Origin of the sequence: Bartonella sp. AC62GZZY (genome assembly GCF_042196525.1) — a bacterium.
GTDB lineage: Bacteria > Pseudomonadota > Alphaproteobacteria > Rhizobiales > Rhizobiaceae > Bartonella.
The window spans coordinates 15,538-37,903 of the sequence record NZ_JBHIQN010000003.1; the positions used below are offsets into that span (position 1 = coordinate 15,538).

Annotated in this window: 19 protein-coding genes and 1 pseudogene; 3 read left to right on the plus strand and 17 right to left on the minus strand. The window is 38.5% G+C overall.

Going from position 1 to position 22,366, the window contains the following annotated elements; translation table 11 throughout:
- The 4 genes and pseudogenes from ACFIML_RS02925 to ACFIML_RS02940 form a co-directional block, all read right to left on the minus strand.
- Positions 1-808, minus strand: a pseudogene (locus ACFIML_RS02925) (hypothetical protein).
- Between the two features lie 10 nt (positions 809-818).
- Positions 819-2,195, minus strand: coding sequence for a Trk system potassium transporter TrkA (gene trkA / locus ACFIML_RS02930; protein ID WP_375606242.1), 1,377 nt, complete (start codon positions 2,193-2,195; stop codon positions 819-821).
- A gap of 4 nt (positions 2,196-2,199) precedes the next feature.
- Positions 2,200-3,558 carry a sigma-54-dependent transcriptional regulator gene (locus tag ACFIML_RS02935; protein WP_375606243.1) on the minus strand — a complete coding sequence of 453 codons (1,359 nt, stop codon included), beginning with the start codon at positions 3,556-3,558 and terminating at the stop codon, positions 2,200-2,202.
- A gap of 1 nt (position 3,559) precedes the next feature.
- Positions 3,560-5,827, minus strand: coding sequence for an ATP-binding protein (locus ACFIML_RS02940; protein WP_375614946.1), 2,268 nt, complete (start codon positions 5,825-5,827; stop codon positions 3,560-3,562).
- A 173-nt stretch (positions 5,828-6,000) separates the two neighbouring features.
- Between ACFIML_RS02940 and rirA the strand changes: the two genes are divergently transcribed.
- The 3 genes from rirA to ACFIML_RS02955 are packed head-to-tail and all read left to right on the plus strand — an operon-like array spanning position 6,001 to position 8,147.
- On the plus strand, positions 6,001-6,444 hold the full coding sequence (gene rirA, locus ACFIML_RS02945) for an iron-responsive transcriptional regulator RirA (protein ID WP_375687332.1): 444 nt from the start codon (positions 6,001-6,003) through the stop codon (positions 6,442-6,444).
- Positions 6,445-6,471: 27 nt separating this feature from the next.
- Positions 6,472-7,662, plus strand: a complete 1,191-nt coding sequence (locus ACFIML_RS02950) for a bifunctional 2-C-methyl-D-erythritol 4-phosphate cytidylyltransferase/2-C-methyl-D-erythritol 2,4-cyclodiphosphate synthase (protein WP_375609617.1) — start codon at positions 6,472-6,474, stop codon at positions 7,660-7,662.
- Complete coding sequence (locus ACFIML_RS02955) at positions 7,659-8,147, plus strand: CinA family protein (protein ID WP_375609609.1); 489 nt, start codon at positions 7,659-7,661, stop codon at positions 8,145-8,147. The genes ACFIML_RS02950 and ACFIML_RS02955 overlap by 4 nt, the downstream gene beginning before the upstream one ends.
- A gap of 599 nt (positions 8,148-8,746) precedes the next feature.
- Here ACFIML_RS02955 and ACFIML_RS02960 read toward each other — a convergent pair.
- The 13 genes from ACFIML_RS02960 to ACFIML_RS03020 form a co-directional block, all read right to left on the minus strand.
- Positions 8,747-9,208, minus strand: coding sequence for a type II toxin-antitoxin system RatA family toxin (locus ACFIML_RS02960; RefSeq protein ID WP_273791149.1), 462 nt, complete (start codon positions 9,206-9,208; stop codon positions 8,747-8,749).
- 2 nt (positions 9,209-9,210) lie between these two features.
- Complete coding sequence (lipA, locus tag ACFIML_RS02965) at positions 9,211-10,173, minus strand: lipoyl synthase (protein WP_375614947.1); 963 nt, start codon at positions 10,171-10,173, stop codon at positions 9,211-9,213.
- A gap of 67 nt (positions 10,174-10,240) precedes the next feature.
- Positions 10,241-11,701: a dihydrolipoyl dehydrogenase gene (gene lpdA / locus ACFIML_RS02970; protein WP_375687334.1), complete on the minus strand. Its 1,461-nt coding sequence runs from the start codon at positions 11,699-11,701 to the stop codon at positions 10,241-10,243.
- A 223-nt stretch (positions 11,702-11,924) separates the two neighbouring features.
- Positions 11,925-13,268 carry a pyruvate dehydrogenase complex dihydrolipoamide acetyltransferase gene (locus ACFIML_RS02975; protein WP_375606249.1) on the minus strand — a complete coding sequence of 448 codons (1,344 nt, stop codon included), beginning with the start codon at positions 13,266-13,268 and terminating at the stop codon, positions 11,925-11,927.
- A gap of 14 nt (positions 13,269-13,282) precedes the next feature.
- On the minus strand, positions 13,283-14,650 hold the full coding sequence (locus ACFIML_RS02980; RefSeq protein ID WP_375606250.1) for a pyruvate dehydrogenase complex E1 component subunit beta: 1,368 nt from the start codon (positions 14,648-14,650) through the stop codon (positions 13,283-13,285).
- Positions 14,651-14,666: 16 nt separating this feature from the next.
- Entirely contained in the window at positions 14,667-15,707 is a 1,041-nt protein-coding gene (gene pdhA / locus ACFIML_RS02985; RefSeq protein WP_375606251.1) for a pyruvate dehydrogenase (acetyl-transferring) E1 component subunit alpha, read from the minus strand.
- Between the two features lie 136 nt (positions 15,708-15,843).
- The gene (locus ACFIML_RS02990; RefSeq protein WP_012754998.1) at positions 15,844-16,155 is read right to left on the minus strand and encodes a septum formation initiator family protein; all 312 of its coding nucleotides are present in this window, start codon (positions 16,153-16,155) and stop codon (positions 15,844-15,846) included.
- Positions 16,156-16,339: 184 nt separating this feature from the next.
- Entirely contained in the window at positions 16,340-16,792 is a 453-nt protein-coding gene (locus ACFIML_RS02995; RefSeq protein WP_375606252.1) for a TM2 domain-containing protein, read from the minus strand.
- A gap of 377 nt (positions 16,793-17,169) precedes the next feature.
- Positions 17,170-17,580 (minus strand): TM2 domain-containing protein, encoded by a 411-nt coding sequence (locus ACFIML_RS03000; RefSeq protein WP_375606253.1) that lies wholly within the window; start codon positions 17,578-17,580, stop codon positions 17,170-17,172.
- Between the two features lie 383 nt (positions 17,581-17,963).
- Positions 17,964-18,371: a TM2 domain-containing protein gene (locus ACFIML_RS03005; protein ID WP_375606254.1), complete on the minus strand. Its 408-nt coding sequence runs from the start codon at positions 18,369-18,371 to the stop codon at positions 17,964-17,966.
- A 115-nt stretch (positions 18,372-18,486) separates the two neighbouring features.
- Positions 18,487-19,755, minus strand: a complete 1,269-nt coding sequence (gene eno / locus ACFIML_RS03010) for a phosphopyruvate hydratase (protein ID WP_375687336.1) — start codon at positions 19,753-19,755, stop codon at positions 18,487-18,489.
- A 69-nt stretch (positions 19,756-19,824) separates the two neighbouring features.
- The gene (gene kdsA / locus ACFIML_RS03015) at positions 19,825-20,661 is read right to left on the minus strand and encodes a 3-deoxy-8-phosphooctulonate synthase (RefSeq protein ID WP_375687338.1); all 837 of its coding nucleotides are present in this window, start codon (positions 20,659-20,661) and stop codon (positions 19,825-19,827) included.
- 36 nt (positions 20,662-20,697) lie between these two features.
- Positions 20,698-22,326, minus strand: a complete 1,629-nt coding sequence (locus tag ACFIML_RS03020; RefSeq protein ID WP_375606257.1) for a CTP synthase — start codon at positions 22,324-22,326, stop codon at positions 20,698-20,700.
- Between the last annotated feature and the right edge of the window lie 40 nt (positions 22,327-22,366).

The window sequence follows — 22,366 nt, forward strand, 5'->3', positions numbered from 1 at the left end:
CTACCTAAAAAAATCATGAATATCAGGAATGCGAGATACCGCCCAATGGTAAAAACTTCCTTCCTGAGGTTTTTGCGTCGTCTTTATCTTTCTGTGAATATGAAATCCTATCAAGCGTGAATCGGTGAGCGGTTTTACGCCAAAAGCTGGTTCAAAGATATATTCAGACTTTCGCCCAGTCCAATAATAAAAAGTTTCCTTTTCCTTTGCTTCATGAAAAAAACCATATCTTTTTGCTAATCGTGAAATACCATCATTACCAAATATCGTAACGCCAAAATTTCCCGGTAAAATCGGCATTTTTTCCTCTTTAACCAGAACGGTCTCCAAACACGACGCTTAAACCCAAGCCAATGAGGAATAATTTCTGCGCCTGCCCAATAATCTTCAAATACTTTTATAATAGGGTTATCGGGCGGAAAATAAAGTGCAGAAACGCCCACTCTTATATTATTTTCTCTTGCCAACCAAACCTTCTCCGTATCTGGCTGAAATTGTTTAACAAGGTAAACATCTGTATCTAACCAAACACCTTGTTGATATTTCATCAGCATAACACGAAAAAAATCCGAGAACTGAACAATTGTACACCATAGTTTATCATCAGAAAAATCGGGGTCAAGGCGATAAATTGCTGAGCGTGGTAAAATTGATTCGGCTTCATGCAGCTCAACACCAGCAGGAAGATTATCTATTTTTTATCATAACTAAAAAGCTTAACGCGCTGTCCAGTTTTAACCATTGAGGACAAACAAAGCCTATCCACCAATCTTAATTGTCCACTATACCAAAAAGTACAAATATCCATAGATAATATATCAAAAATATTCTAAACTTACGCGAAAGAGTTGTTCAACATCACGAACGAACTCAGCAAGAGCAAAAATCACTATTCTATCACCAGATAAAATACGCGTATCTGCCGAAAGCTGTATTATTGTCTTATTGCGATAAATTGCACCAATTCTCAAACCATCTGATAAATTGAGCTCTGATAATGACTTACCAACCAATGAAGATGTTTGCATCACTTCAGCTTCAATAATTTCTGCTCGGCCATTAAAAACTGAATGAACAGAACGAATACGCCCACGGCGCATTTGTTGCAAAATTCTCGATATTGTAACGCTATGGGGATTAAGATATGCATCCACACCAACAGCACGACTAAATTCTTGATAGGCAACATTATTAATCAATACCATATTGGCTTTGCAGCCCAATCTTTTAGCAATAATAGCGCTTAAGAGATTAACCTGATCTTGATTGGTTAATGTAATCATTAAATCGGACTGATCAATTCCCGCATCTTGAAGAATCACTGGATCTAACACATTACCGTATAAAACTGTTGTTTTTTCAAGCTGATCAGCAATTGTGAGGGCTCTTTCTCTATGCGCTTCTATAATCTTCAATTTTAATTTATGGAAACGCTTTTCAATAGCCTGTGCAACATAAAGGCCAATGTGACCACCCCCTGCAATAATCATGCGGTGGGCATCTTGTTCTTTATGACCAAAAAGCCCAACAGCACGACGCATCTGTTCACGAGCAACAACAAGATAGGTTATATCACCGACACGTAATTGCGTTTCTGAATGTGCAATCAATAATTCCGAGCCACGTTTAATAGCGGTAACCGTTGTTTGAAGATCTGGAAAAAGCTCTGTTAATTGACGCAAAGGTGTATTAATAACGGGGCAATCTTCCATGCATTCCAAGGCTAACGCAACAATATCATCATTACAAAAATAAAGAACATCTATTGCACCAGGTAAAGCAATACGACGCAAAACCATTTCCCCAACTTCAACTTCTGGCGAAATAACCACATCAATAGGAATATTTTCTCTAGAAAAAAGCGTCTTATAACGTGGTTCTAAATAAGATTGTGAGCGAATACGAGCAATTTTTGTGGGCACATTAAATAATGAATGTGCTACTTGGCAAGCTACCATATTAACTTCATCAAACAAAGTGACAGCAATCAACATATCAGCTTTGTCTGCATCTGCAGCCAAAAGAACTTCAGGCCGTGAACCGTGACCAACAAAACCTCTCACATCCAATGTATCGCGAATCTTTTCAATTAATCTTGTTTCAATATCAATAACAGTAACATCGTGATTTTCAGCAGCAAGACGCTCTGCTATCCCATAACCAACCTGTCCTGCTCCACAAATAATAATACGCATCGCTTTAAGAAACTCCAAGCGCTTTAAGTTTACGGTGCAAAGCTGAACGCTCCATGCCTATAAATTCAGCAGTACGCGATATATTTCCACCCAAACGTCCAATCTGCGCCACTAAATATCTCTTTTCAAACAATTCTCGTGCTTCACGCAACGGTAAATCCATTATACTCTCATCCGAATCCATTTGAAGACGTGGCAAAGAATCATTCACTTCACTGGGAAGAAAATCCGCTGTTATAGGACCATCCCCATCCCGCACAAGAATAAGAAGACGCTCAATATTATTACGTAATTGTCTTACATTACCCGGCCAAGCATGCGTTTGCAAAATAGCAATCACATCATCACTGATTTCACGTGGCTTAATCCCAACCTGTTGTGATATTGTTTTTACAAAATGATGGACAAGTTCTGGAATATCTTCACGACGAGCAGAAAGGGGCGGAACAGTAATGGGAACAACGGAAAGACGGTGGAAAAGATCTTCTCTAAAGCGCCCGTCAGAAATAAGGTTTTCAAGATTTTGCGCTGTCGAAGAAATGATACGAACATCTACTTTAACACGTTTTGTACCGCCAACTCTCTCAAATGTTTGCCCCGTTAACACCCTAAGAATCTTACCTTGAGTCTCACGTGGCATATCAGCAATTTCATCAAGATAAAGTATTCCGCCATGGGCTTCCTCTAAGGCACCGATTTTACGCTCTCTTCCCTCCATTTCGCTGCCAAACAGCTCTATTTCCATTCTTTCCGGAGTAATCGTTGCAGCATTTATTGTAACAAATGGCCCATTCGAACGCGTGGAGAGCGCATGAATAGTTCGTGCAACAGTCTCTTTTCCTGCCCCTGAAGGACCTGTTATCATGATGCGACTATTGGTTGGTGCTACTTTTTCTATGATTTGACGCAAATTTTTTATAACTGTCGATTTTCCGAGCAACTCTAATGTCTCGTTCGAACGTTTTCGCAATTCTAAAAGCTCACGTTTTAAATTTGAATTTTCAAGTGTTCTCTCTGCAACCAATACAAGTCTATCAGCTTTAAAAGGTTTTTCAATGAAATCATAGGCTCCTCGCTTTATAGCGGAAACAGCCGTCTCAATATTACCATGACCAGAGATCATAACGACCGGAAGAGCTGGATAGTGTGTTTTAATTTCATCAAGCAGTGCTAAACCATCGAGGCGACTCCCCTGTAACCAAATATCTAAAAAAATGAGCTTTGGAATACGTTCACTAATTTGAGCTAATGCTTCATCAGAGTTACAAGCAACACGCGTTTCATAGCCTTCATCATCCAAAATACCAGCAACAAGTTCACGAATATCCGCTTCATCATCAACAATCAAGATATCTGATACCATACTATTCCCCTATCTTATGATTTATAGCTTGTATAATACTACCCTGCTTACCCCCAACCGTCGGAAACATCAAACGGATCATCGCACCACGACCTTCATAAAAACTCTCCGGTGCATCATGAAGCTCCATGGAACCACCGTGATCTTCAATAACTTTGCGCACAATGGCCAGCCCGAGTCCTGTTCCTTTCTCCCGTGTTGTTATATAAGGTTCTAATAACTTTTGTCTTTGCTCTTTAGGAAGTCCTTTTCCGTTATCAACAACATCCACAACCACCCATTCTTCTTGATGATAAGAACGGACAAGAATATGACCGTGAATATTTTCCTCTCGCATAACTGAATCTATGGATTCGCTCGCGTTTTTGATCACATTGCAAAAAGCCTGTACAATGAGACGGTTATCAAATGCACCCATAAGTGGTAGAGTTCCTAAATCTTGCTCAAAATGAATATCATGTCGCGTCACTTCTATCAAGAAACATGCTTCGCGCAACAATTCTCGTATATCTAAAATATGCATTTTGGGTTTGGGCATACGTGCAAAAGAGGAAAACTCATCAACCATACGCCCAATATCTCCAACCTGCCGAATAATTGTGTCAATACACCGCTCAAAGACCTCTCTATCTTGTGTAATAGCTTTGTTATAACGTTTACGAATGCGTTCAGCGGATAACTGAATAGGTGTAAGAGGATTTTTAATTTCGTGTGCAATACGTCGCGCAATATCCGCCCACGCCGCTGTACGTTGCGCTGCAACAAGGTCTGTAATATCATCAATTGTTAGAACCCAAGATTGCCCCTGTCCATCATCCTCCTCCATCGTAACTTGAACATTACAGACACGCTCTTTTCCTGCAACGTTTAAAGTGACCTGCTCACGATGGTTTTTCCGATCCAATGAACGCACAAACTGAAAAACCTGCCAAATTTCAGCACTTAAAGATAAAAGACTTTTTCCAACAACGTGCTCAGAGCGAATATCAAACATCGCTTCAATAGATCGATTGATAATGGTGATATCACCATTATCATCTATCCCTGCTACTCCCGCTGTTACACCCGATAATACAGCTTCAGAAAAACGCCGTCTTTCATCAATTTGATCACGCACTGCAATCAATTCATTACGCCGACTTTTCAATTCACTGACCATGTAATTAAAAGTTTTGGATAATTGCCCAATATCGCCATCTTTTGCTCGTACTGGCACGAAAATTTCCATATTTCCAGAAGCAACATCATCGGCAGCACTAATGAGAAGACGAATAGGACGTACTAAGCGATCAGCAACAGCAATAGCAGCCCAAATGGCTGATAAGAATAAACTAAAAAAAAGACACAAATAAAGCATACCAAATGCAATCTGTGTCAGCAGGCGATTTTCATTTAAATCACGATAACGATCTGTATTAACTTCTGTCAAACGCAAAGCAGATAAAACACCTTTATCAACGTCACGCACCAAATATAAAAATGTGTTTGGAATATTGGTAAACTTTAAAATAATACCAAAATAATCATGAACGCCTGGTTGAAAAGAAAAAGGTCTCGCACTGGTTGCACGTTCAATAAGATTGGAAGGAGGAATTGGCAGTTTATCTTCATCACCAAGAGCGCTCGATACAAAAATAGCTCCGCTAGAACTTAACAAAAATGCACCACGCAAATTGCGTCCTAGAGCATGACGCGTCAATTGCATCCTATATTCAGCTGGATTACGTTCTAAGAGTTTTTTGTTATCAAGTGCAAATGCCATCGCGTAGGATAAATTTTTTAAATTTTGAAGCATTTCATCTGCATAAGCATTTGCTAAATCAATAGAAGAGCCCACAATTTGCCGCGTTGTTGTATCAAACCATCGATCAAGTCCCAAATTCAGTGCTGGCCCTGACACAAGAGCTACAGCAACAGCTGGCATTGTTGCAACAAGTGCAAACAATGAAATAAGGCGTACATGAAGACGTGAGCCTGCACGCCTTGAACGCCAAGCACGAATGATCGGAATCATCTCATAAAAAACGATGACAATAAGCCCTAAAACCCAAAAACTATTAATTCCTATAAGAATAAGGGTTACTGTTCTACTGGGAACAACAGGAGTTAAGCCAATAAGAATAATGAACGAAACAGAGGCCGTAAGTAAAGCCAATACAATAATTGTAATCCCTAAAAAAATATATACCTTACTTAAACGATACAACTCATCGTTATAAGTATTTTTATCTATGTCTTGAAGATTCGTCACAGATGTTATATTCGTCATGAGCTTACATACCCTTATCTCATTATTATCATATAACCTTTTGTAGCAAAAATTGACAATACTAATACTACATTTACAATAGGGCAAATATAGTCAACGAGAAAAAACTTCTACATTTTGCAAAATATCTTTAAAATAGACTGTGTTCGACAATACTTTACGAAGGAAATGAGATGCGATTAACAAAACAAACAAATTATGCTCTTCGAATGCTCATGTATTGTGCAGATAATCAGGGAACTCTCAGTCGTGTTCCAGAAATTGCTAAAGCATATGCCGTTTCAGAGCTTTTTTTATTTAAAATCCTTCAGCTGCTTGTTCAAGCAGGTTTTATCCAAACAGTGCGTGGACGCAATGGTGGAGTTAGATTGGCTAAACCCGCAGCAGAGATTTCAGTCGCGGATGTTGTGAAAGTAACAGAAGACAACTTTTCCCTCGCAGAATGTTTCGATACTGCAGAACCAACTTGCCCCTTGTTTGATTTTTGTGGTTTAAATACCGCACTTCAAAAAGCATTAAATGCTTTTTTTGAGGTATTATCAGTGATATCCTTGGCTGATCTACAACGATCACCCTTTCAAAATCATTTTAAAATTAATGATAAAAGAGTAAACTGAGGTTATAATAATATAAGGAGATTAAGTATTTCTATTGCAGCAATAATATTAGCCGCTGGACGCGGTGAAAGAGCAGGATCTCCCCATAAAATTCCAAAACAATATCGGCTTCTAGGACAAAAGCCGATTATTTGTCATACCGTGCATTGTTTTTTGCAGCATCCAGCCATCACAACGATTATTCTCGTTATCCATCCAGAAGATCGTCAAATCTGTGAACAAGCTGTCGCCGACTTTAAAGAAAGCCTTATTATCGTTGAAGGAGGAAATACACGTCAAATCTCTACCTTACATGGTCTTCAAGCTCTTAGAAAATTTAATCCACAATATGTTCATATTCATGATGGTGCTCGCCCCTTTATCAAAAATGAGCTCCTTGATCACATTCATACCACCGTTACTCCTCAAGAAGGTGTTCTTCCTGTTCTGCCCATCTCGGATACCCTTAAACGTGTAAATAATCAGCATGTTTTAGAAACAATTCCACGCACCCATCTTTATAGTGCACAAACCCCACAATGTTTTCCCTTCAAAAATATCTTAGCTGCCCATCAACAAGCAAAAAAAGCTTGTAAAGAAGACTTCACTGATGATTGCGCAATTGCCGAATGGTTTGGACTTCCTATGCTTACTGTTCCAGGTGATCCTAACAACATAAAAATTACATGGCATGAAGATTTTGATACCGCCCATTTATATCTCCAGAAAAAAATGCAAATGTTTCCTGATATCCGTACTGGTAATGGTTATGATGTTCATTCTTTTGAAGAAGGAGATTTTCTTATATTATGTGGTATCAAAATCCCTTTTTATAAAAAATTAAATGGACACTCCGATGCGGATGTCGCTCTTCATGCATTAACAGATGCCCTTCTTGCAACTCAAGGTGCAGGAGATATCGGTACTTATTTTCCTCCCTCTGATCTTCAATGGAAAAATGTATCATCAGAAATTTTTCTCCGTCATGCTCTTGAGATTCTAAAACAAGCAGGTGGTCGCATTGCCAATGTTGATATCACAATTATCGCTGAAAATCCTAAAATTGGTCCTTATCGTCATGCCATGACAGAAAATCTTATGACAATACTTGCAATTACGCCTGATCGAATCTCTATCAAAGCAACAACAAATGAAAAGCTCGGATTTATTGGTCGTGGTGAAGGGATTGCTGCTCTTGCAACAGCGTGCGTTCTTTATCCAGGAGAAATTCCCCAATGACATATTTTTGTGAAAAACAAGCGCGTAAAGTCCTTAATACCTGTTGCCAAAAAGGTTTGCTGTTAACAACTGTAGAGTCTTGTACAGGAGGGCTCATTGCTGCAAACCTCACAAATATTGCGGGATCGTCAGATGTTCTGGATTGTGGATTTGTTGTTTATTCAAATGAATCCAAAACACGCCTTGTTGGCGTATGTGCTAAACTTATAAAAACCTATGGTGCCGTTTCAAAAGAAGTTGCTCTTGCAATGGCTGAAGGCGGATTAAAACATTCACAAGCTGATATTGCAGTTTCTGTAACAGGCGTTGCAGGACCAGGAGGCGCAAGTCTCAATAAACCTATAGGACTTGTGCATTGCGCAGTTGCTTACAAAAATCACTCCTTCCTACACAAAGAAATGCACTTTGGTCATCTTAATCGCAATGCTATCCGCCATGCAACAGTTGAAAATGCTTTTAAAATGATTCTGGAATTGCTTCACTGAATTCTCCCCACCAATTTTAAAACTCTCTATTCCACGTTGAGTCTATAATCATCAACCTCTTGAAAAAATAATTTATTGTATCATAAGTTGAAAATAGAAGATCTGAATAGCGTAAAGTTATCTCACTTTAGTCCTGTGTAGATTGAATTAATCAAATTTATTCACTTGCACGCCACAAGAGAAAAAACTGTATAAATAAAATAATTAAAGAAAGAGACACTTGTACTTCTCTCAAGTGCTAAGAGCTGGCATAACATCTTGAGAGATGGCAAATAAATGGTGCAGACTGACTTCTTCATAAGTGTACAAATGTAGATTTTATATACTTTTACGAGAATCTATCCTATTTATTATGAGCACTATTATGAAATGGATATGATGCAAGCATGCTCTATTTGGGCGTTTTGTTTAACAAATGTGCATCCATTAAAAAAGAGAGAAACAAAAGCGTGAAGCTGTGCATCATCTTCATCATTTAAAATGATATTCCTTCAATATGCTTTTGAAAGCTGAATTAAAAACAAATAGTAAAGATGAAAACCCGTTTTCACCTTCACGCTGTTTAAGCAATACGTATTGTTAAAAAATAACAGAATAGACTATGTTACCGTAGAGCCATAAATCTGATGCGCACGCTTCTCAAAAGCCTCGGTAAATTTACGAAACGCAATATCAAACATTGAACCCATCACTAATCCAAGCGTTTTACTTTTAAATTCATAATCAATAAAAAACTCTACATTACATGCATTGGTATTTTCAATATCATGAAAAGCCCAACGATTTTCAAGATATTTGAATGGACCATCAATATATTTAACTTCTATAAGACTTTTTTCCGGCTGAAGAAATACTTGAGTCGTAAAAGTTTCACGAATAATCTTATAACCAACGGTCATATCCGCAAGAAGCAATATTTTTTTTCCATATTCTTTTCGAGAACGTATTATTAAAGACTCACACATTGGTAAAAATTCAGGATAACGCTCAATATCTGAAACCAGATCAAACATTTCACTGGCACTATGGGTGATCTGCCGATGTATTGTAAAAATCGGCATAATTATCTCTGTAAGGAAAATTTTTCATCACGCGCTTTTTGCAAAATGGCAAAATCATCTCCAGCATGATGAGATGAACGCGTTAGAGGATTGGAGGCCATATGTAAAAATCCTTTTACTTTACCAATCTTGGCAAAAGACTCAAATTCTTCAGGAGGCACAAAACGAACAACTGGATGATGTTTTCGTGTAGGCTGCAAATATTGTCCAATTGTCATAAAGTCAACATCAGCAGCGCGCAAATCATCCATCAATTGCAAAACTTCATTTCGCTCCTCCCCAAGGCCAACCATAATTCCCGATTTTGTAAAAATTGTTGGGTCAAGTTCTTTAACACGTTGTAATAAACGAATTGAATGAAAATAACGTGCCCCTGGACGGACCTTCAAATATTTAGAAGGAACTGTTTCTAAGTTATGATTAAAAACATCAGGCTTAGCAGCAACAACAACTTCTAAAGCGCCATCCTTATGACGAAAATCAGGTGTAAGAACTTCAATTGTTGTTTTAGGAGTTTTTTGACGAATCGCATAAATAACTTTTGCAAAATGCTCAGCACCACCATCAGCAAGATCATCACGATCAACAGATGTAATGACAACATGTTTTAGTGCCATCTGTGCAACAGCATCAGCGACACGTTCTGGCTCATTATGATCAACGGCAAGTGGAATACCTGTTGCAACGTTACAAAAAGCACAAGCACGCGTACATATTTCACCTAAAATCATAAAGCTAGCATGCCTCTGGCTCCAACATTCGCCAATATTAGGGCAACCAGCTTCTTCACATACAGTCACTAACTTATGCGTACGTACAATACCATGTGTTTCCTTATAAATTGGTGATGTTGGCGCTTTTACACGAATCCAATCCGGCTTTTTTTGAACGCTTGTATCCGGACGATGCGCCTTTTCAGGATGGCGCAAACGTCTATTCGTAACTCTATCAACAACCGTAACCATTTAAGCCTTTGCCTTATAAATACGAAGGAGCAATGAAAAATTTAAAATCTTTCATACAATCTAATCATCAAGCGTTTAAAACTTGATCATAAGCATCCAATACACTTTCTTTCATCATTTCCGATAAAGTCGGATGTGGAAAAACAGTATGCATTAATTCTTCCTCTGTTGTTTCAAGATTCATGGCAATGACAAAACCCTGTATTAGTTCTGTTACCTCAGCTCCTACCATATGGGCCCCAAGAAGCTGTCCTGTTTTTTTATCAAAAATTGTTTTTACTAACCCTTGATCTTCACCCAGAGCAATCGCTTTGCCATTCGCGGAAAAAGAATAACGACCAATACGTATATCATACCCTGCTTCTTTTGCTGTCGCTTCTGAAAGCCCTACAGAAGCAACTTGCGGTGTGCAATAGGTGCATCCTGGAATTTTTTTCTTATCAAGCGGATGAACATTCTTTAAACCAGCAAGATGTTCAATACATATTACGCCTTCTTCTTCTGCTTTATGGGCTAACATAGGAGGACCAGCCACATCACCGATAGCATAAATACCCGAAACTCCTGTCCAACTCCATTCATCAGTTACAATACACCCACGATCGGTTTTTATTCCCAAAGCTTCTAATCCAAGATTCTCAATATTACCCTGCACCCCAACAGCAGAAATCAACCGATCAACAGTCATTGTCTCTTTTTTACCTTGAATATCAATATGTACAGTTACAGAATCGGAAGATTTTTCAACCCTTGTTACTTTTGCTTGACGAAGAACACGTAAACCTTTTTTCTCTAATTGTTTACAAGCAAATGTTGAAATTTCAATATCTTCAGCAGGCATGATGTGGGGCATTATTTCAACAACAGTGACTGTCGCTCCCATACCATGATAAAAAGAGGCAAATTCAATGCCTATAGCCCCAGACCCTATGACCAAAAGCGATTTTGGCATTTCTGGCGGTATCATAGCTTCAAAATAAGTCCAAATGAGATTTCCATCTGGCTCAATACCAGGAAGGACACGAGGACGTGCACCCGTTGCAATAATGATATGCTTTGCTTGGTAAGTTCCCTCTCCCAAGGTCCCTTTAGGGACTGGATTTTGTGGTTGCATAACCGGTTTGGAGGATGAAGAAACCATAATTTCCGCAAGCTGGCTTCCCTTTGCTTCTTTAGTAAGCTTTGCTTCACCCCAGATAATATCAATTTTATTTTTTTTCATTAAAAAAGCAACACCAGCATTTAAACGTGCTGAAACACGGCGTGAACGTGCCACAACATTTTTGATGTTTGCCTCAATTGAACCATTAATTTTTAGTCCATAATCTTTTGCATGTTCAGCAAAATGTTTCATTTCCGCTGAACGTAAAAGAGCCTTTGTTGGAATACATCCCCAATTTAAACAAATCCCTCCCAAATGTTCACGTTCAACAATCGCAGTCTTAAAGCCACATTGCGCTGCACGAATTGCGGTTACATACCCGCCTGGACCTGATCCAATCACAATTACATCATAAAGATTTGCCACAGTAATTCCTCCATGGATATATATAAAATGGATATGCATTTTTTGAACTTAAAAATGAAAATGAACATAAAAGAATTATCTTATGTCTTTATACTCTAAGCTTTCTATAAATGCTTTACCCAAACTAGAAACAGCAATACCTCTGCTCTTCAAACTCTTTAAATTTGTTTTTATTCTCTTAAATACACTCTCTCACAATTTACGTGAAGAACTGTTAAACAGTTCAAACCAACATTGCTAATGGATTTTCAATCATCTTCTTAAAAGTCCGCGCGAGCTCTGCTGCTAAAGCACCATCGACAGCACGATGATCCGCAGAAATTGTAACTGACATAACTGTCGCAATGGCTAAAGCACCATTTTTAACAACAGCACGTTGCTCCCCTGCACCAATCGCAAAAATTGTCGCATGCGGTGGATTAAGAATAGCAGAAAAACTTTTCACACCATACATCCCCATATTGGATACAGCTGTTGTTCCACCCTGATATTCTTCCATTTTTAACTTGCCCTCACGCGCACGCTTTGCAAAATCCTTCATCTCTTTGGAAATAAGCGATAACGGCTTTTCCTCTGCATGGCGAATAATCGGCGTAATTAATCCATTGGGAATAGAAACAGCAACCCCAACATCACAATGTTTATGATGAAGCATTCCACCTTCAAGCCAAGAGACATTCGCATCAGGAACCGCTTTCAAAGAAAGTGCAACAGCTTTGATCACCATATCATTAACAGAAATCTTATAAGTAGGCTTAGCTTCTTCCTGCATCTTAACCATTGGTGCAGCAACATTCAATTGTGTACGCAGCGCTAATAGCGCATCAAGTTCACAATCTACCGTTACATAAAAATGTGGGACTTTCTGTTTTGATTCCACCAAACGTGTCGCGATTGTTTTACGCATATTATTATGGGGTGTGAAGACATATTCATCCTCTTTGAAGAGTTTCAATATCTGTTTCTCAGAAGCACCTGCGGCTACTGGCTCTCCTGTCTGTGACGAATAAGAAATCTTAGAAATATCACCGCTCATAACTTTTTCTACATCACGCTTAATAATACGCCCATGCGGCCCACTCCCAGAAATAAGGGATAAATCAAGACCTGCCTGAGATGCTAATCGCCGCGCTAAGGGAGAAGCAAAAAGACGAGCTCCCTTTTTATCTTGCTGTATTAATTGCCCAGTTGATGATTCATGAGACATTTTTATTCCCTTTGAGTCCGTCTGTTTCAGAGAATCTGTCTGTTTGATACCCTCTAGTTTTTGTCTTGTAGAAGAAGAGATTTCTTCTGTAACTTTTGCAGCTTCAGCTAAATCTTCACCTTCTTCTGCTAAAACAACAATTAAAGCATTTACTTTAACGCCTTGTGTTCCAGCAGGAACAACAATTTTAGCAACCCTACCTTCATCAACAGCTTCGACTTCCATCGTCGCTTTATCCGTCTCAATCTCAGCAATAACATCACCAGAGGAAACCTTATCTCCCTCCTTAATATTCCATTTTGTTAAATTTCCCTCTTCCATCGTAGGGGAAAGCGCTGGCATTGTAATTTTAATGGGCATTATGCTTTCCTCCGTTATGCTCTGTATGTCACAGCCTTAACGGCCTCAATAATTTCAGCAGTATTAGGCAAAGCCAACTTCTCAAGATTAGCGGCATAAGGCATCGGAACATCTTTGCCAGAAATCGTAGCAATTGGCGCATCAAGATAGTCAAAAGCCTGCTGCATAACACGCGTTGCTATTTCAGTTCCCACGGATGACTGAGGAAATCCCTCTTCAATTGTTACCAAACGACCTGTTTTTTTAACTGAAGAAAGAATTGTTGGAAGATCCATCGGGCGAATGGTTCGTAAATCAATCAATTCAACATCAATACCAAGTTTTTCAATTTCTGGTAATGCTTCAACCGCGTAATGCATTCCAATCCCACATGCAACAATTGTCACATCTTGTCCAGACTTATGAATACGCGCCTTACCAATAGGTAAAACAAAATCATCGAGTTGAGGAACATCAAATTGATGCCCGTACAAAATCTCATTTTCAAGGAAAACAACAGGATTATCATCACGAATAGCAGCTTTCAGCAAACCTTTTGCATCTGCAGCGCTATAAGGCATAACAACTTTCAGACCTGGTATATGACTATACCATGCTGCATAACATTGAGAATGTTGAGCACCAACACGGGCAGCCGCACCATTGGGACCTCGGAAAACCATAGGAGCGGTCATTTGTCCACCAGACATATAACGTGTCTTGGCTGCTGAGTTAATAATTTGGTCCATCGCCTGCATCGCAAAATTAAAGGTCATAAACTCGACAATAGGACGTAACCCACCAAAAGCAGCCCCGACAGCCAGCCCAGCAAAGCCGTGCTCTGTAATTGGGGTATCAATAACTCGGCGTTCTCCGAATTCTTCCAACAAACCTTGACTAACCTTATAGGCACCTTGATATTGCGCAACTTCTTCCCCCATAAGAAAAACTGTTTCATCACGCCGCATTTCTTCAGCCAAAGCCTGATTAAGCGCTTCACGAACTGTCATTGTAACCATTTGTGTTCCCGCTGGAATATCAAAATTAAGAGATGTATCAAAAGTAGGAGCAGCCTGCGGAACTGACAAAGGCAGAGAAAGAGAAGATTCCTTAGGTTTTTGTGCTGTATCAGTAGGTTGCGAAATATCCTCAGCACGCTCACCTTCTTCTAACAAAATTGCGATAACAGTGTTAACCTTTACGCCTTCTGAACCTTCAGGCACAAAAATTTTACCAAGAGTACCTTCATCAACGGACTCTACTTCCATTGTAGCCTTATCCGTTTCAATTTCAGCAATAACATCGCCAGAGCTAACCTTATCACCTTCTTTCTTGAGCCATTTAGACAGTTTACCTTCTTCCATAGTTGGTGAAAGCGCCGGCATCAAAATATCAATAGACATACTTGCTTCCCTCGCATCAAACTAAAATATCAGTATAGAGCTCAGAAGCATCTGGCTCTTGATCACTTTGTGCAAAATCTACCGCATCAGCAACAATTGCACGGACCTCTTTCTCAATAGATTTTAAATCGTCCTCGCTCGCCCAATTTTTTTTAAGAATCCGACTTTTTACTTGATCAATCGGATCGTGTTCCTCTTTTATTTTTTGGACTTCTTCCTTTGAACGATATTTCGCTGGATCAGACATGGAATGACCACGATAGCGATAGGTTTGCATATCAAGAATGATCGGCCCTTTACCTGAGCGTGCCCAAGAAATTGCTTCATCAGCAGCTCCTTTTACTGATCGAACATCCATACCGTCAACAACAATACCTGGAATTTCAAAAGAAAGACCACGACGGGAAAAATCAGTTTCTGCAGATGCACGTGAAACGGACGTTCCCATAGCATACTGATTATTTTCAATAATATAAACAACAGGCAGCTTCCAAAGTGAAGCCATATTAAAACTCTCGTAAACCTGCCCCTGATTTGCAGCACCATCACCAAAATAAACCAATGTCACATTATCTTTATCAAGATATTGATTCGAAAATGCCAAGCCTGAACCAATGGGAACCTGTGCCCCAACAATACCATGTCCCCCATAAAAGTTTTTTTCTTTAGAGAACATATGCATCGAGCCACCTTTCCCTTTGGAAAAGCCCCCTTGGCGCCCCGTTAATTCTGCCATAACACCACGCGGACTCATCCCAACCGCTAACATATGTCCATGATCACGGTAAGACGTAATAACCTGATCACCTTCTTTTGCCGCTTTCAATGTTCCAACAACAACGGCTTCCTGTCCAATATAAAGATGACAAAACCCCCCAATAAGCCCCATACCGTAAAGTTGTCCTGCTTTTTCTTCAAAACGGCGAATTAAAAGCATTTCACGATAGGCAACAATTTCTTCCTCTTTTGTAAAAGAGGCTATTGGTGCTTTCTTTGTAGTGCTTGATAATACAGTGTGCGCTACCGACGCAGAATTTTTTTTAAGTCGTTCTGCCATATTAAACTCCCTTTTATGATTATCTAGGAATAACCTTTACGAACAAAAGTTACAAGCCTTATCAATCGGCTTAAACAATATCATTGCTGATTGTTGTCTAAATTAAGCGATTTTTCATTTACCTTTAGTATCAATTTCAAGGTATTAAGATTGTCAGTTCATTTGGCTTAGAGAAGTTCAAATTCTTTCGGACATACTCATCCAACATATCTTTTTCTATATGCCCGTTGCGTAAAAGAGAAATACGCTTTTCCATGAATATCCGCTCAGCTTCTATTTTATGAAGCTCCTTTTCTAATTCACTAATATGCTGATTAACTTCACTGCGTGAATACAATCCATACTCACCATGATAAATGTGATAACTGAAATAGCTTAAGACTCCCACCGTCATAAGAGGTAGTACAAAGCGTACTTTGATTGATCGACGTTTCTGCTTTGTCCACATAAAATAGCACAGTCTTTACAGCACAAATTCCTCAATACTCAGCCCAACTATGCACGATTTTGATTAACACCTCATTACTCAATCTACACATGCAAACAATTTGTTACCACCAAAGTCCCCCCCCTTAATACAATTAAAGTAAGCTGAATAACCCACTTTTTATATTATAAATATTGGATATCCTCTAAGTTGTGATTTTACACCCATCTTTGTCCTTAAAACTTCCTGTTAAAATGACTATAAAATCAATCAATACCCAAGGTGTAATTATCAAAAAAATTCCTATAAGCCCTACCGGCATAAATATTACACTTATTATACTTATTACACTTATTATATTTATAAGAAGTATTGCAATGCCAGTTCCAACTTTACCAACCATAAAACGATGAATTCCTAGTCCACCTAGAAAAAAACAAACGACCGCTAACGTCACTTTTGATTGCTGTGACTGACCTTCAGTCAAGATAGGGAAAATAGATTTAATGGTATCCCCTTCACACACAAAATCAACTACGTCACCAATTTTCGGCGGCGTTTTTCCTGACCAATCCCAATTCGCAAATTGATAGCGCTTACCATCAGCCCCTGAAATAAAATAATCTCCTTGATCATGACCAATAATTTTACCTTTCATCTTCACCACCTATAAAATTGTTATTCATAAAGAAGCTTTTCTTCTAATATGATAATATATTGGATAAACCTCACAGCATGAATACAATCTGTATTCACCGTGATATATGACAATTTAAAAAGCTTAAAATCCCCCAACAACTTAAAATTCCCGCAATTATAAGTGGTAAGTACGCTGTTCGATTTGCACTTTTGCTTTTTTCATATGAAATAGTACAATCTTTTTCAATAGTTTTATTTAAATATTCATAATTTTCTTTAATATTTCACATTTAAAGACATAGCCTAAAATAATTTACATTATTAAATTAATATATTGACAACATTAAAAGTAAAGAAAGTTTCTAGCTCTTTACATTTTATATTATTCTAAAATTTCTACCAATTTATAATTTTATCCCCATTTTCATCCCTAAAATATCCGGATAAAATAACTATAAAATCAATGAATGTCCACGGTATAGTAACGAGCAATCCTACACCTGTTATCGTTATAAGAAGCATTACAATGCCTGTCCCAACTTTACCAGCCATAAAGCGATGAATTCCCAATAAACCAAAAAACCAACAAACAAGTGCTATCGCCAATCTTGATTTTTCTGACTGCGATTTACTCAAAAGAGGGAGAACAGATTTAACAACATTATCTTCATATACAAAATCAACGGTATCCCCTACCTTTGGTGTTTTTTTTCCTAACCAATCCCAACTCGTAAATTGATAGCGCTTACCGTCAGCTCCTGAAACGAAATAATCTCCTTGATCTTGACCAATAATTTTACCCTTCATCCTTGCCCACCTATAAAGCTACTCCTCATGTGTTATTCATAAAGAGATTATTTCTAATTCGATAATATGCGGATTAACCTCACGGTATAAATAAAACGCATAAAAACCATGATCAACGTGTAATTGGAATAGTCTTGCCCCCCCAAATAACTAATGTTTTCCCTGCTATAAGCAGCAACCTAAAGTACGCTGTAATTGATTTGCGCTTTTGTTTTACCTATATAAAATAGCACAGTTTTTTCAATATTTTTGTTCAACTGGGCATAGCCTTTTAATATTTTACATTAAAGACATGTAATACAATAACGCAGAGCTATTATGAACTTAATATATTGATAAAAATAAAAAGCGGGCTAGATTACCTCCTTTTTATTATAAGATTTTTAAAAATCTGTAATTTGATTCCCATTTTTATCCGTAAATTTTCCTCCAAGAATGACTATAAAATCAACAACTGCCCAAATTCCGGTAATTATCAATCCAAACAATGATAAAGATAGAACCAGCATTAAAGCACCTGTCCTAACTTTACCAACCATAAAGCGATGGACACCAAAGATACCTGCACACCAACAAAGGAGTGCGAACATCATCTTTGTGTTCTCTGTACCTGTTCTCAACAATGGAAAAACAGAACTGACAACGCCCCCTTCATACACAAAATCAACAGTATCACCGATCCTTGGTGGTTTCTTTCCCAACCAATCCCAAGTCGCAAACTGATAACGCTTACCATCATCACCCGAAACGAGATACATTCCTTGATCTTGAGTAATAATTATACCTCTCATCTTAATCCCTATAAATTTAAATACCTATAAAATTACTGCGCATATGTCTTTGATAAGAAATCTCAATTTCATAATCTAAATAATATCATACTCTCACACTTTGTGCTCACAACTATCAACGATATACATCACCAGCATAACGCGCTTGGGTTCCTAGCATTTCTTCAATACGAATAAGTTGATTGTATTTTGCTAATCTATCCGAACGTGCAAGAGAACCTGTTTTAATTTGTCCACAATTCGTTGCAACCGCAAGATCTGCAATAAAAGAATCCTCTGTTTCGCCTGAACGATGAGATATAATAGTACGATAACCTGCTTTATGTGCCACTTCTACAGCATCAAGTGTCTCACTTAATGTACCAATTTGATTCACTTTTATGAGGATAGAATTGCCTACCCCCATTTTGATACCATCACGCAAACGTGCTGAATTCGTTACAAACAAATCATCACCAACAAGCTGACATCTTTCTCCAATTGTATCCGTGAGCAGCTTCCAACCTTCCCAATCATCCTCTGCCATTCCATCTTCAATTGTAATAATAGGATAATTTTTCACAAGCTGCGCTAAATACTCTACCTGCTCTTGGGTGTCACGGCATTTTCCCTCACCTTTATAAAAATACGAGCCATTTTTATAAAATTCGGTTGAAGCACAGTCTAAACCAATGGCAATTTGTTCACCTGGTTTATAACCACATATCATGATAGATTCCATAATAAAATCAATTGCTTGATCAGCGCTTTTAAATTGAGGTGCAAAACCACCTTCATCACCAACATTGGTATTATAACCTGCACCCTTTAAACGCTTTTTCAACGCATGAAAAATTTCAGCACCATAACGAATTGCTTCTCGAACAGTAGGCGCTCCTATAGGAATAATCATAAACTCTTGAAAATCAATCAAGTTATCAGCATGAACACCACCATTAATAATGTTCATCATAGGTGTTGGAAGAATATGCGCTTGTGTACCCCCAATATAACGATACAAAGGTAAATTTAATGAAGCCGCAGCTGCTTTTGCAACAGCTAATGAAACACCAAGAAGTGCATTGGCACCAAGACGGGCTTTGTTTGGCGTTCCATCCAAAGCAATCATGGCTTGATCAATAGCGATTTGATTTGTTGCATCCCGACCACCAAGTTCTTCAAGAATTTCGCCATTGACTGCAGCAACTGCTTTTTCAACACCTTTTCCTTGATAGCGCAAACCACCATCACGAAGTTCTATAGCCTCGTGTGCTCCCGTTGAAGCTCCCGAAGGAACCATAGCACGACCAAACGCACCATTTTCCAAATGAACATCAACTTCTACCGTTGGATTACCACGGCTATCAAGAACTTCACGTCCAATGATATCGACAATTATAGTCATATGTATTTCCTTATCCGATAAAAGTCGCGATTCATTTCTAACAACCTATTAATGAAATACTTTTTCTTCTCAATTCAGTTTCTTTGACAGATAATCGAATTCCATTAAAGTCTCAAGCAATCTTTGTAAATCATCAACTTTAATCATATTGGGTCCATCAGAAGGCGCATTATCTGGATCTTGATGCGTTTCTAAAAAAATACCTGCGACCCCAACAGAAACAGCCGCACGCGCTAAAATTTCAACAAATTGACGCTGTCCACCAGATGAAGAACCATGACCACCCGGCTCTTGAACAGAATGTGTTGCATCAAAAATAACAGGAGCACCCAATGAACGCAAAATAGGCAACGAACGCATATCAGAAATAAGTCGGTTGTAACCAAATGACGTGCCTCGCTCACAAAGCATAACATTCGGATTACCACTGTAAACAACCTTTTTTAAAACATTCTCCATGTCCCACGGCGCTAAAAACTGACCTTTTTTAATGTTAATAACACATTCTGTTTTAGCGGCTGCTACCAAAAGATCTGTTTGACGACATAAAAAAGCCGGTATTTGTAAAATATCAACTGTAGAAGAAACAATTGTACATTGCTCTTCTGTATGCACATCAGTTAATATGGGACAATCAAACTCTTTTTTTAAATCAGAAAAAATAGCCATTGCTTTTTCAAGACCAATGCCGCGTGCCGCACTCAAAGAGGTTCTGTTGGCTTTATCGTAACTTGATTTATAAACAAACCTGATACCAAGCTGATCGGTAATTGTTTTAATGCGACCAGCCATTTCAAAAGCATGATCTCGACTTTCCATCTGACACGGACCCGCAATTAATGAAAGAGGCATTTCATTTGAAAAAATCATATTTCCAACTTTCACACGGGCATTTGGTTTAGTCATTTTATCCCTCAAAAGCAAAGTAACCAAATTTATGCATTAAACTAATCGACTTTGTTCTACAGCGGCTTCAATAAAAGAAGAAAAAAGCGGATGTGGATCAAAAGGACGAGATTTTAATTCTGGATGATATTGAACACCAATAAACCATGGATGATCTACATATTCTATCGTTTCTGGTAAAATACCATCAGGAGACATCCCAGAAAAAATCAAACCACACTGTTCTAACTTATCCTTATAATCAATATTGACCTCATAACGATGACGATGTCGCTCGACAATCTTGGTCATCCCATAAATTTGAGCAATATGACTCTCTTCCTTTAATTCAGCAGCAAAAGCACCAAGGCGCATTGAACCGCCGAGATCACCATTTCTTGTACGTTTTTCAAGAACGTCTCCTTTAAGCCATTCTGTCATTAAACCTACAATTGGATTGTCTGTTTCGCAAAATTCACTTGATGAAGCATTCTCAATCTGTGCAATATTGCGTGCAGCTTCTATACAAGCTAATTGCATTCCAAAACAAATTCCTAAAAATGGAACTTTACGCTCTCGTGCAAATTGAATTGCTCGAATCTTCCCTTCAGACCCTCGTGCCCCAAAAGCACCTGGAACCAAAATTCCATGGGCTTTTTGTAAAGCTGAAACAGAATCTTCTTTTTCAAAAAGTTCCGAATCAATCCACTCAATATTAACCTTCACTTTATTCGCTAAACCACCATGCGCAATCGCTTCGATAAGGGATTTATAAGCATCCTTTAAGCCCGTATATTTTCCTACAACAGCAATCGTAACTTCTCCTTCAGGATGGTGAATGCGATGCGTAATATCTTCCCAACGATCCATCTTGGGGGAAGGAGCCGAATCGATTCCAAAAGCGCAAAGAACTTCAGAGTCCAAACCCTCCTTATGGTATGCCATAGGAACATCATAAATTGTTGGCATATCTAATGCCTGAATGACTGCATTGGAGCGAACATTGCAAAAAAGTGATAATTTGCATCGTTCTGTTTCTGGAATAGATCGATCTGCACGTACAAGCAAAATATCAGGAGAAATACCAACTGCTTGCAATTCTTTGACAGAATGTTGTGTTGGTTTCGTTTTTAATTCACCTGCCGAAGGAATATAAGGCATTAATGTGAGATGGACATAAACGACATTTTGTCTCGGTAGCTCATTGCGAAGCTGACGAATCGCTTCTAGAAAAGGCATTGCTTCAATATCACCAACCGTTCCACCTATCTCACACAAAACAAAATCAAATTCTTCATTTCCCATCGTAATGAATCTCTTAATTTCATCTGTAACATGAGGAATAACTTGGACTGTTGCCCCCAAATAATCACCACGCCGCTCTCGTTCAATGATATTGCGATAAATACGCCCTGTTGTAATATTATCTTGGCTATTTGCAGAACGCCCAGTAAAACGCTCATAATGACCAAGATCAAGATCCGTTTCTGCACCATCATCGGTCACAAATACTTCACCATGTTGATAAGGTGACATCGTACCTGGATCAACATTTAAATAAGGATCAAGTTTGCGAAGACGTACGCGATAGCCACGAGCCTGTAATAACGCTGCTAACGCCGCTGCTGCGATGCCTTTTCCAAGGGAAGAAACCACACCACCAGTAATAAAAACATAACGTGCCATGGGCTTATGGTGATAAGCAATTTATAATGATTTTTCCAGC

Bases quoted from the DNA above. Each gene is read 5' to 3' on its own strand.
- trkA (WP_375606242.1), bottom strand. From the start codon at position 2,195: ATGCGTATTATTATTTGTGGAGCAGGACAGGTTGGTTATGGGATAGCA.
- ACFIML_RS02935 (WP_375606243.1), bottom strand. From the start codon at position 3,558: ATGGTATCAGATATCTTGATTGTTGATGATGAAGCGGATATTCGTGAA.
- ACFIML_RS02940 (WP_375614946.1), bottom strand. From the start codon at position 5,827: ATGACGAATATAACATCTGTGACGAATCTTCAAGACATAGATAAAAAT.
- rirA (WP_375687332.1), top strand. From the start codon at position 6,001: ATGCGATTAACAAAACAAACAAATTATGCTCTTCGAATGCTCATGTAT.
- ACFIML_RS02955 (WP_375609609.1), top strand. From the start codon at position 7,659: ATGACATATTTTTGTGAAAAACAAGCGCGTAAAGTCCTTAATACCTGT.
- ACFIML_RS02960 (WP_273791149.1), bottom strand. From the start codon at position 9,208: ATGCCGATTTTTACAATACATCGGCAGATCACCCATAGTGCCAGTGAA.
- lipA (WP_375614947.1), bottom strand. From the start codon at position 10,173: ATGGTTACGGTTGTTGATAGAGTTACGAATAGACGTTTGCGCCATCCT.
- ACFIML_RS02975 (WP_375606249.1), bottom strand. From the start codon at position 13,268: ATGCCCATTAAAATTACAATGCCAGCGCTTTCCCCTACGATGGAAGAG.
- ACFIML_RS02980 (WP_375606250.1), bottom strand. From the start codon at position 14,650: ATGTCTATTGATATTTTGATGCCGGCGCTTTCACCAACTATGGAAGAA.
- pdhA (WP_375606251.1), bottom strand. From the start codon at position 15,707: ATGGCAGAACGACTTAAAAAAAATTCTGCGTCGGTAGCGCACACTGTA.
- ACFIML_RS02990 (WP_012754998.1), bottom strand. From the start codon at position 16,155: ATGTGGACAAAGCAGAAACGTCGATCAATCAAAGTACGCTTTGTACTA.
- ACFIML_RS02995 (WP_375606252.1), bottom strand. From the start codon at position 16,792: ATGAAAGGTAAAATTATTGGTCATGATCAAGGAGATTATTTTATTTCA.
- ACFIML_RS03000 (WP_375606253.1), bottom strand. From the start codon at position 17,580: ATGAAGGGTAAAATTATTGGTCAAGATCAAGGAGATTATTTCGTTTCA.
- ACFIML_RS03005 (WP_375606254.1), bottom strand. From the start codon at position 18,371: ATGAGAGGTATAATTATTACTCAAGATCAAGGAATGTATCTCGTTTCG.
- eno (WP_375687336.1), bottom strand. From the start codon at position 19,755: ATGACTATAATTGTCGATATCATTGGACGTGAAGTTCTTGATAGCCGT.
- kdsA (WP_375687338.1), bottom strand. From the start codon at position 20,661: ATGACTAAACCAAATGCCCGTGTGAAAGTTGGAAATATGATTTTTTCA.
- ACFIML_RS03020 (WP_375606257.1), bottom strand. From the start codon at position 22,326: ATGGCACGTTATGTTTTTATTACTGGTGGTGTGGTTTCTTCCCTTGGA.